This window comes from Aquimonas sp. (assembly GCF_044377145.1).
In the GTDB taxonomy this organism is placed as follows: domain Bacteria; phylum Pseudomonadota; class Gammaproteobacteria; order Xanthomonadales; family Xanthomonadaceae; genus Aquimonas.
In genome coordinates this window covers 1-8,693 of sequence record NZ_JBILJQ010000121.1, presented here as the reverse complement: position 1 = coordinate 8,693, position 8,693 = coordinate 1, and the positions used below count along the sequence as shown (strand labels likewise).

Annotated in this window: 6 protein-coding genes; 1 reads left to right on the top strand and 5 read right to left on the bottom strand. The window is 66.9% G+C overall.

The genetic code is table 11. From position 1 onward, the window contains the following. Positions 1–307: 307 nt before the first annotated feature. The gene (locus tag ACIQ7H_RS21070) at positions 308–1,120 is read left to right on the top strand and encodes a formylglycine-generating enzyme family protein (protein ID WP_395795267.1); all 813 of its coding nucleotides are present in this window, start codon (positions 308–310) and stop codon (positions 1,118–1,120) included. A 514-nt stretch (positions 1,121–1,634) separates the two neighbouring features. Here ACIQ7H_RS21070 and ACIQ7H_RS21065 read toward each other — a convergent pair. From ACIQ7H_RS21065 to ACIQ7H_RS21045, 5 genes are all read right to left on the bottom strand, one after another. Beyond that, a complete protein-coding gene (locus tag ACIQ7H_RS21065; protein ID WP_395795265.1) occupies positions 1,635–2,099 on the bottom strand; it encodes a GNAT family N-acetyltransferase in 465 nt (154 codons plus the stop codon). A 265-nt stretch (positions 2,100–2,364) separates the two neighbouring features. Beyond that, the gene (locus ACIQ7H_RS21060) at positions 2,365–4,416 is read right to left on the bottom strand and encodes a choice-of-anchor Q domain-containing protein (RefSeq protein ID WP_395795263.1); all 2,052 of its coding nucleotides are present in this window, start codon (positions 4,414–4,416) and stop codon (positions 2,365–2,367) included. 348 nt (positions 4,417–4,764) lie between these two features. Then, positions 4,765–5,619 (bottom strand): hypothetical protein, encoded by an 855-nt coding sequence (locus ACIQ7H_RS21055; protein WP_395795261.1) that lies wholly within the window; start codon positions 5,617–5,619, stop codon positions 4,765–4,767. A gap of 275 nt (positions 5,620–5,894) precedes the next feature. After that, positions 5,895–7,961: a tail fiber domain-containing protein gene (locus ACIQ7H_RS21050; protein WP_395795259.1), complete on the bottom strand. Its 2,067-nt coding sequence runs from the start codon at positions 7,959–7,961 to the stop codon at positions 5,895–5,897. 22 nt (positions 7,962–7,983) lie between these two features. Next, positions 7,984–8,244, bottom strand: a complete 261-nt coding sequence (locus ACIQ7H_RS21045; RefSeq protein WP_395795257.1) for a hypothetical protein — start codon at positions 8,242–8,244, stop codon at positions 7,984–7,986. Positions 8,245–8,693: the final 449 nt, after the last annotated feature.

The following is an 8,693-nucleotide window of genomic DNA, read 5'->3' as shown; positions in this document are numbered from 1 at the left end:
CAGCTGAGCTGCTCAGCACACCCGGCGCGCTCAAGGCCAGATCCACACCCGTTGAGCTCGATCTGCCGGAGGTGGTTAGTTAGAAAAAACGTCGCCGAGTGTTGGGAAAGGGTTGACACGTTCCGCAAGAGCCCAGTGGCCTTGCCGGAGGCAGTGCCTGAGTTGGCGCCGGAGGCGCCTGCACCTGCCCGGCGGGACGCCGGGCCGACGCTGCTGGAACGCGCTTTGGAGGCATTCAGACCGAAAAAAGGCAAACCAAAGTGAGCCAGCATTTTTTCGCGATTCCTGCCGAACTTCTGTGCCCAGCATGAACCGCGAACCCACCTTGTTCCCGCCACACTGGGCTGAGGCTTGGGGCGATGATCTGTATGGCTTGTGGGCTGAATTTGTCATTGGCGAGCAGCGCCAGCGTATGCGTTGGATCGAGCCGGGTCAGTTCTGGATGGGCTCGCCAGGCCCATCAGACCCGGAGCTGCCGCCAGAACCCGAATGTAATGAGGATGAAGGCCCGCGCCACCGGGTGACGATCAGTGCCGGTTTCTGGCTGGCCGATACGGCGTGTACGCAGGCGCTGTGGACGGTGGTGATGGGCAGTAATCCAAGTCGCTTCTCTGACGATGCGCAGTGTCCGGTGGAGAACGTCAGCTTCGAGAACGTACAGGCCTTTCTGACGGCGCTGCGGCCTGCGGGCGTGGATGCTGACGCCGCCCTGCCCACCGAGGCGCAGTGGGAGTACGCCTGCCGCGCCGGCACGGATACGCCGTTTTTCTTTGGCGCGCAGATCACGCCCGCGTGGGTGAACTACGACGGCAACTACCCTTACAACCAGGGTGCGAAAGGCGAGTACCGCTGGCGCAAGGTGCCGGTGAAGGCCTTGCCGGCGAACCGCTGGGGCCTGTATCAGATGCATGGCAACGTCTTTGAATGGTGTCGCGATGGCCTGCGCGACTACACGGATGCCGAGGTGCTGGACCCGGAGGGTCCCATGGGTGCTGCGCGCGCGCTGCGCGGCGGTTCGTGGCTCAGCTCCGCCGGGTACTGCCGCTCCGCCCTCCGCTTCGCGTTCGAGCCCGGCAACCGCAGCGACGGCCTGGGTTTTCGTCTTGTCCTGAGGTCCTGAGCCCAGGGCGCTGCCGGAGGCAGTGCCTCAAGCACGCGCCGGAGGCGCGTGTGGGATTTTTCTACTGGGCTTTTCGGACGGGGCAGCCCCGTGATGCCGAGGCACCCGCCGGCCGCAGGATGAGAATGGCGATGGCCAGGCTCTGTGCGATATCGGCGCCTACGAACTGCTGCCTGCGCGGATTTTTGGGAACGGTTTTGAGGGCTGATCGCGGTCGCGCTACAGAAGCCGTGCGGCGACGTGCTGCCCACAGCGCGCAGCCCATGGATGCAGAACCTGCGGCGCTTGGATGCGCGCGCTTTCTGGCACGGATCGGCAGCACTCCGCGTCACGATGCAGCGCCCGCGTCGCGCTCTGACCGCTTCGCGCGAGTCGCTGGTTGCTGGCACCGCTTCGGTGCGCGGCGGGCAGAGCTGGCCTTGGGCCTGGTCTTGTGAGTCGGGCGCCCGCATGCTTGTTCGGGTTCGGGTTCGGGTTCGGGCTCGGGCTCGGGCTCGGGCTGTCGTGGCGCCTGTCAGGCTGCCGCCAAGTCAAGCGTCATGAACACGCTGTTCGGATCTTCCCGATACTCGCCAAACGGCCCGCAGTAGCTGAAGCCGAAACTCGAGTACAGCTGCCACGCCGGTCGGAACGCCTCCATCGATCCCGTCTCCAGGCTGAGGCGCGTGTAGCCGCGGCGGCGGGCTTCTTCGATCAGATGCGCGAGCATCGCCCGACCGGCACCGCGCCGCCGCAGTGCCTGCGGGGTGCGCATCGACTTGAGTTCGCCGTGCTGCGGATCGAGCTGTTTCAAGGCGCCGCAGCCCAACAGGGTGTCGCCTTCGCGCACCGACCAGAAGCTGACCTCGGCGCGCTTCAGTCCGCTGACATCCAGCGCATGCACGCTCTCCGGCGGCGAGAGTTCGCGCATGTTGCGCAGGTGCTCATCCAGCAGGGCGAACACATCGGGGCGTGAGGGGTCGTCGAGTTCGATTCGCATGTGGGTTCGTGGCGGTGCTGGTGGGCTGTGAGCTGCTGCCTTGCGCCGGGCCGGGCAAGCGCGCTGCGGTTTGAAGCCTGCCTACTGTAAGTTCTGCGACTGCAGTTCGGACACCCGCACGCGCCAACAGCGGCAACGCGCCAATGCGCTGCGTCCGCGCTCCACTTCAGCGGCAGAGCGCACTTCGACCGCCATCGAGATTGCGTCGGCGCAAGCTCGCTGGCGGTCGTAGCACATCGGCGATTCTCTCTCGGCGTCTCTGGCCTCACACCCCATCAAACCCATCACGGAACAGCGCACCACCCGCGCAGTCCTCGATCTGCTCGGGCAGTACCAGCACGTGGTAAACGCGGCCCAGCGGCAGGTTGCCGTTGAGCGAATTCAAGCGGTGCCGTCCGGTCACGGAATCGTAGTCGACGTCGAGGATGGAACCGGCGGCGCTGCCGCCCGCGAGCGCTGTGACTTGGATCTCCGCGCAGGCCACGCCGTCGAGCCGCGGGTGGCTGATCAGGCTGCCGGTGCTGCCGCTGCGATTGTCGGCGCGCACCTCGTGGCGGAAGGCCTGCGGGCTGGGCGCCTGCTGGTAGAGGTTCCAGCGCGTATTGGTGCGCAGGTTGCTGCCGTCGGCGCTGACCACATTCCAGCGGTTGCCGAGATACGACAGCACCACCGGCCCGGTGTGCAAGGGAATGCCGAACGGCGTCGCCTGCGTCGCCAGTACGAACGCGTCCGGCGTGCTGTTGAGGTTGACCCAGTCGATCACGCTGGCGCCGTCGAGCGTGTTGGTGCCGCTGGCCAGATGCTGGAACACGCCATTGGTGCTGGTGCCGAGCGGCGCGAACACGTTGAAGGCGGCGTTCTGCAGCATGGTCTGGCCATTCGAATTGGTGATGAACCACTGGTCGAAAAAGTTGACGGTTACCGGGTGCGCGTTGGTCGGGCCGCCCGCGAAGTAGTGGCTGGTGGCAAAGATCCGGCGGTTGGCATCGAGGTCGAGCTCAGCATCGACCAGCGGGAATTCGGGCACGTTGGCCGCAGTCTGCTTGCGGCGCAGCAGGGCGCGATGGCCGAACTCGAAGGCGCCGATATCGACCGCGCCGACCAGGCGACGCAGGCCGTCGGCATCGTGGCGGATCAGGTCCGCCGGCGCCCGCAGCAGGGCGAGGCCGTTGCCGGCATTGCGCGCGGGCGAGGCCGAACTCAGCCGCGGCGCCAACATCGAGCGCAGCTGCGGTTCCGCGCTGATGTCATTGGCGCCGGCGGTATGCAGGCCGGGCGGATTGTTCTGCCACTTCAGGTTCCAGTCGACGGTGGCATTGCCGCCGGCGCTGGGCGTGTTCTGCAGGCCGAAGCGGGTGTAGGCGATCAGGTTGTTGAAGATGCCGCCGCTGACCTGGCCGGTGGGTGTGCCGCCGGTGCCGCCCCAGTAAGAGATCGACAGGCCTCTGCCGAACACGATCGTGTTGTTGATGGCCTCAAGCTCGATGGTGCCGTTGTTGGTCACCACAGAGAGGCCGCCGCCCTTGAAATTGCCGCCGCCAGCCAGCGCATTGCTGACCACATCCGCGCGCAGCGTTGAACCCGTGCTGCTGAAGCGGCCCTCGCTGACCCGCAGCGCGTCCGAGAACGCGCCCTGGATCTCGTTGGCATACGCGATCACGTCGACATCGGCGCCGCCGGCGACATCGAACTGCAGGCCGACGCCATCGCCCGCCGCACCGGCGCGAATGCGGTTGTGGCGTACATCGAACAGCGCCCGCCGTCCGCTGCCGAACACCCGCAGCTCAATGCCGGCATCGAACAGGGTCGGTGCGATCAGTTCGACATCGTTGTTTTCGATCCGCACCTCATGCACCAGCGTGCTGCTGCTGGAGCCGAGTTCGACGATGATTCCGCTGTGCTCACTGGCTCGGTTGGCGCGCATGCGCAGGCCGGTGATTTCCACCTGGGCCCGGCCGCTGCTGGCGTGGTTGACCTGGACCCGACCGTTCTCGAACCCGAGGTCCTGCAGGCGCAAGACCAGATCGGCGCTGCCCGTGGTGCTCACATTGATGCGACGGCCGTCGGCGAACCGGGCGCGGGCGGCACCGCGGCCACGCAGGGTGAGGCTCTTGCCGAAGCTGAGGTTCTCGGCGATCGCTACCGTCGGCACCAGATCGATCGTCGCGCCGGCCGGCGCACTGTCGATGCAGGCCTGCAGCGTACCGCCACAGCCGCCGCTGCCGGGCCAGCTCAATACGCTGCCAGCATGGGCAAAGCCGCCGCTGAAAAGCAGGGCCACAGCAATCAGGCCGCGCAGGTTTCTCAGAGTATTCATTGCACGCTCCGGTGGTGGGAAGTCGCGCGACCCTTTGGCGGCCGGCGTTCGTGCAATCCATACGAAGCGCGGGCGCGGGGTGCGACATGCGCTGCGCAAGCCCAGCTCGGGACCGCAGCGACGGCGTGCGCGCTGGATGCAGCGGCCGCACCCTCACCTCGCCTGATAGCCGCGGGATCCAGGCGTACCGGTGATATCGCCCGGTTCACCGCGGCGACTCGGGCTCGGCGCAGGGATGTCCAAGCCCAAAGCCAAAGCGCCAGCGGCGCCGGCCCGCGCACAGGCTGGAGATGCATCAACACCCGCACGCTGATGCCGCTGCCGGAACTGCCCGCGCCGGTGCTCTGATCAAGGTTCCGGGAAGTAGAACTCTTCGCCCTCGGCGATCACGCCTACCTCCTCGAACCAGTCCGGGCCGAGCGCGCTCTTCAGCGGGCCGGTGCAGGGCAGGGTGGCGATGGCGGTGCCGTCGCGCTCGACCTGCACACCCTGCAGCTCGATCGTCTCGCCACCCGCGCCCCAACGGCCGATACCGCTGTAGACGACATAGGCGTGGCGGCCGTTGTGGAAGCGCAGCCAGCTGCCGCCACCGCCGGCGAACGGCGTCGACTCGCCGCGCGAGGCCAGCCGGGGCACCGGGCGATCATTCGGCACTGCCAGCTCCAGCGCTGCGGCGGCGTTGGGCTTGCCGAAGCGGTACTGCAGATAGCCGGACACATTCGAGGCGTCGTTCGACGCGCACACCGACACCAACTTGCCGCCGACCCGGCAGGCGAATGCGACGGTTTCCGTCGTGCTGCAGAACGACGTTTGTGACTTCGCGGTGGGCGTCGATGGGCTCAACACGCGCGCCGCGCTGACCAGCACCACCTGATCGCTCTTGCCGCAATCGACATCACCCTGGCACGCCTCGGCCAGCACGTTCTCAACCGTGTAGCTCAGCTTGAGCCGCTGACCGATCAGGGCCGGGTCTTCGCACAGCTCGAACACGGCCGACTCGTCGAAGCGCTCGCCGGCGTCGTTCTCCAACTGCAGGTAGCAGGCGACATCGCCGCTGACGGCCTCGCGCAATACGCCTTCGGTCTGTTTCAGCTCTCCATTGATGCGGAGAGGGTCCGCCTGGACGGTACCGGCCACGAACCCGCCGACGAGGGCAAACGACATCGCCCAAAGCGACAGCGTGCGAAACAGAAATCGGTGCATGAGCGTCTCGCCTTGGGGAAGTCCAGGCCGCACAGGCCGGGCTGGACGCAGCATAGCGGCTGGGTGCTGCAGAGGTGGCGGGCGCCGAGCGCTGTTGTCGAGCGAGCAGGGCCAGACCGCCGTCTGCTGACGCGCGGCCGCGCCCGGCTTTAGCTGGGGCAGGACTCGCGGGCCCCCATTCAGCAGCCTGCTTGGAGCAGTCAATCCAGGCCTTGGCGGGAAGTCACCTGCCGTGCGTCAGACCCGATTCGGTTGGCGCGTGTGTCGGCGGTACGTCACCTTGGCGTTGCCGCAAGCTGGGCGAGGGCACGTTCGACTGCGTTGAGGCGCGAGCGCAGCTCGGCGTTCTCTGCTTCCAGCGCACTGAGGCGCTCAAGGTGCCGGGTGTCCTGCTCGGATTGCAGCGCGCTCTCCGCGCTCAACTCCTGCAGCGCGCCGACGGCAACGGCTTCAAAGCCGCGCATCGACAACATCAAGTGGCCGTCGTCGCCCTCGCTGACCCACTGCGGAAACACCTGCTGCATTTCCTGTGCGACGAATCCCAAGTGCGTACCCTCGGGCTGAAAGGCGGCCTTGCCGGCGTCGCGGTAGTGATAGGTGACCGGCCGCAGCGCATTGATGCGATCGAGTGCGCCGGAGTAGTCGGCAATCTCGTCTTTCAAGCGCGCGTCGGACAGCGTGCTGATGGTGCCGGTGCTGGTTTGCAGCTGGCCGGTATTTGAAAGCCGCATGCGCAGCGTGCCGCCGGTGCCGGCGTTGTCGGCCGCGTCGTTGTGCGCGCCGCCCTGGAACCAGCTGAAACCGCTGAAGCTGCGGAAGTAGAGTCGGTCACTCTGCACGCCGATGCCGTAGCTGGCCGGGCCCCAGAGATTGAGCATCTGCCGGGTTTGCGAGCCAAAGCCGAGCGTGCCGGTGGTCGCTATTGCCAGGTTGCCGTTGACCGTCAGGGCTGCGCCTGCGGCCGGCGTGTTGGTGTTGATCGCCATGCCGCCCTGGGCGCGGACGAGGAACTGGCGCGAGCCAGTGGAGACGAAGCTTGAGCCCTGATCGTCGGCCCAGACAAACGTTCCGTTGTCACCGTCAGTATCGCCGGACTCCGGGACGCCAGCGCAGCCATCAGCGCCGGCGCCAGAGCCCGCACCGGGGCGCACCTTCGCCTCGCGTCCACCCGCCCAGGAGGCGTCGCCTCCAGCGCAGTTGCCAATGCCGCCAGAGACTGCGCTCAACACCCCGCTGGCCGTGTTGTTGGAGCCGCCCACGACCACGCTGTTCGGGCCGCTCGCCATGTTGTCGCGACCTGCAGCCGCTGTGCTCCACGAACCGCTCGCGGTGTTGCTGCGGCCGCCGCCTATGACGCTGTCTTGCCCGGACGCGAGGTTGGAATCGCCGCCTCCGATGGTGCTGCTTGACCCGCTAGCGCTGTTGCCGTTGCCCCCGCTCACAATGCTCGCTGTCCCGCTAGCCGTGTTGCTGCTGCCACCGCCCACAATGCTCGCTGTCCCGCTAGCGGTGTTGCTGCTGCCCCCGCTCACCGTGCTTATGATCTCAGTAGCAGCGTTGCGAAAGCCCCCGCCGACGAAGCTCTGCGTGCCGCTGGCCTCGTTGCTGTATCCCCCGCTGACGGTCGCAAAACCACGATCAGTTACCGATCCCGCGCCATCTCCGGCGCGATTGTTGTAGCCACCACCTACCGTGCCGTAGGCATCGGCCACGCGATTGGGCGCTTCATCGAAGTAGTCAGGATCGCTTTCACCGGAGGGCACACCACCCCCAGCAATCGTGGCACCGCGCACGCCGGGGGTGACACTGTTGGCCGACGAGCCCGCGATGATATTCGCCGTGATCGACGTGCCATTGAACAGGATCGTGCTGGGCTCCAGCCGCAGGCTCTGCACATTGCGCGTGCGCAGCACCAGCGGCTGCGCATCGGTGGTGCCAAGAAAATTCAGTGCGGGGTTGCTGCCGTCATCGCCGGTGCTGCTCCAGCATTGGCCGATCGCGGCGGTAGCGGCGGTGGCCTTGGTGCGGCCGGGGATGGCACTCCACGTCGCCTCGCCCGGCGCGCGCACGGACAGCTCCACCCAGGCCTCTTCAGCGCCCGCTGGCAGATCGAACTCAAGCTCGAAGGCGCCGTCGGTCACGGTGACGGCGGGAAACTCGATGGGCCAGCCGAGCGGCGCCGCGCGCTTGGCGTCAGCGTGCACGGACAGACGCAGGTCATAGCGCCCATTCGCCGGTGCCTCGCGGTCCTCCAAGTGGCCGCGGAAGCTCAGGGTGTCGGCGGCTGCGGGCAGCGCGGACAGCACGCCGGCCAGCGCCAGGGTCAGGATCGAGATGCGCATGGAGTTCTCCAGGGACAGGAAATCAGGGGGTTTCGAAGCCGTTGCGGAACAGGCTGTCGTCGTTCGGATCGCAGGTCGCGGCGGTGGCCTTGAGCACGAAGCGACCGCCACGGGTGGCCGCGGCGTATTCGCGCCGGATCTGGGCGACGGCGGTAAAGCGGCCGTCATCGCTGGTGCGGCGCGGTTCGATGCTGGCGCTGGCCTGGAAGCGAGGGCTGTCCGCAGCGACCGCAGGCGCTGCTGTGACCAGCAGCAGAATCGGGATCGCGAGTCGAAGGTGCATGGTGGGCGGCGTCCGAAGTGGCTCTGGTTCTCGATACGGAAATCCATATCCAGAATCGGCAGGTCGGCTCAGCCGCCCCCGCCGACGCGCCGACTTGACCTTGCCGAGGGCCCGTTCGAGCCATTGCGATTCGCGCGCAGTGCGCCGCACTTGAGAGCTTCTCAGCCCCGCGTGGCGGGCCAGGTGTTCTCGGAGAAACATCGGTCCGTCATCCCCGCGAAGGCGGGGATCCAGTGCTCTTGCCGCTGCTGCAAGTCATGTCTGGGCCCGCGTCCCCGCCTCCGCGAGGACAGGCTCTTCGCGGGGGCGACTAACCAGGGGTCGCTAGGGAACCTCTGTTTTATCCCAGCCCGGCTGGTAGAATTTGTGCATCACCCACATGACAGTCACCCCATGAAGCAGACCACCTTCGACTCTCTGGCCTACACGGCGAAGAAGAAGCAGACGCG

What these genes read in the sequence shown, in the direction of transcription:
- ACIQ7H_RS21070 (WP_395795267.1), top strand. Translation starts at nt 308, where the DNA reads ATGAACCGCGAACCCACCTTGTTCCCGCCACACTGGGCTGAGGCTTGG.
- ACIQ7H_RS21050 (WP_395795259.1), bottom strand. Translation starts at nt 7,961, where the DNA reads ATGCGCATCTCGATCCTGACCCTGGCGCTGGCCGGCGTGCTGTCCGCG.
- ACIQ7H_RS21065 (WP_395795265.1), bottom strand. Translation starts at nt 2,099, where the DNA reads ATGCGAATCGAACTCGACGACCCCTCACGCCCCGATGTGTTCGCCCTG.
- ACIQ7H_RS21055 (WP_395795261.1), bottom strand. Translation starts at nt 5,619, where the DNA reads ATGCACCGATTTCTGTTTCGCACGCTGTCGCTTTGGGCGATGTCGTTT.
- ACIQ7H_RS21045 (WP_395795257.1), bottom strand. Translation starts at nt 8,244, where the DNA reads ATGCACCTTCGACTCGCGATCCCGATTCTGCTGCTGGTCACAGCAGCG.
- ACIQ7H_RS21060 (WP_395795263.1), bottom strand. Translation starts at nt 4,416, where the DNA reads ATGAATACTCTGAGAAACCTGCGCGGCCTGATTGCTGTGGCCCTGCTT.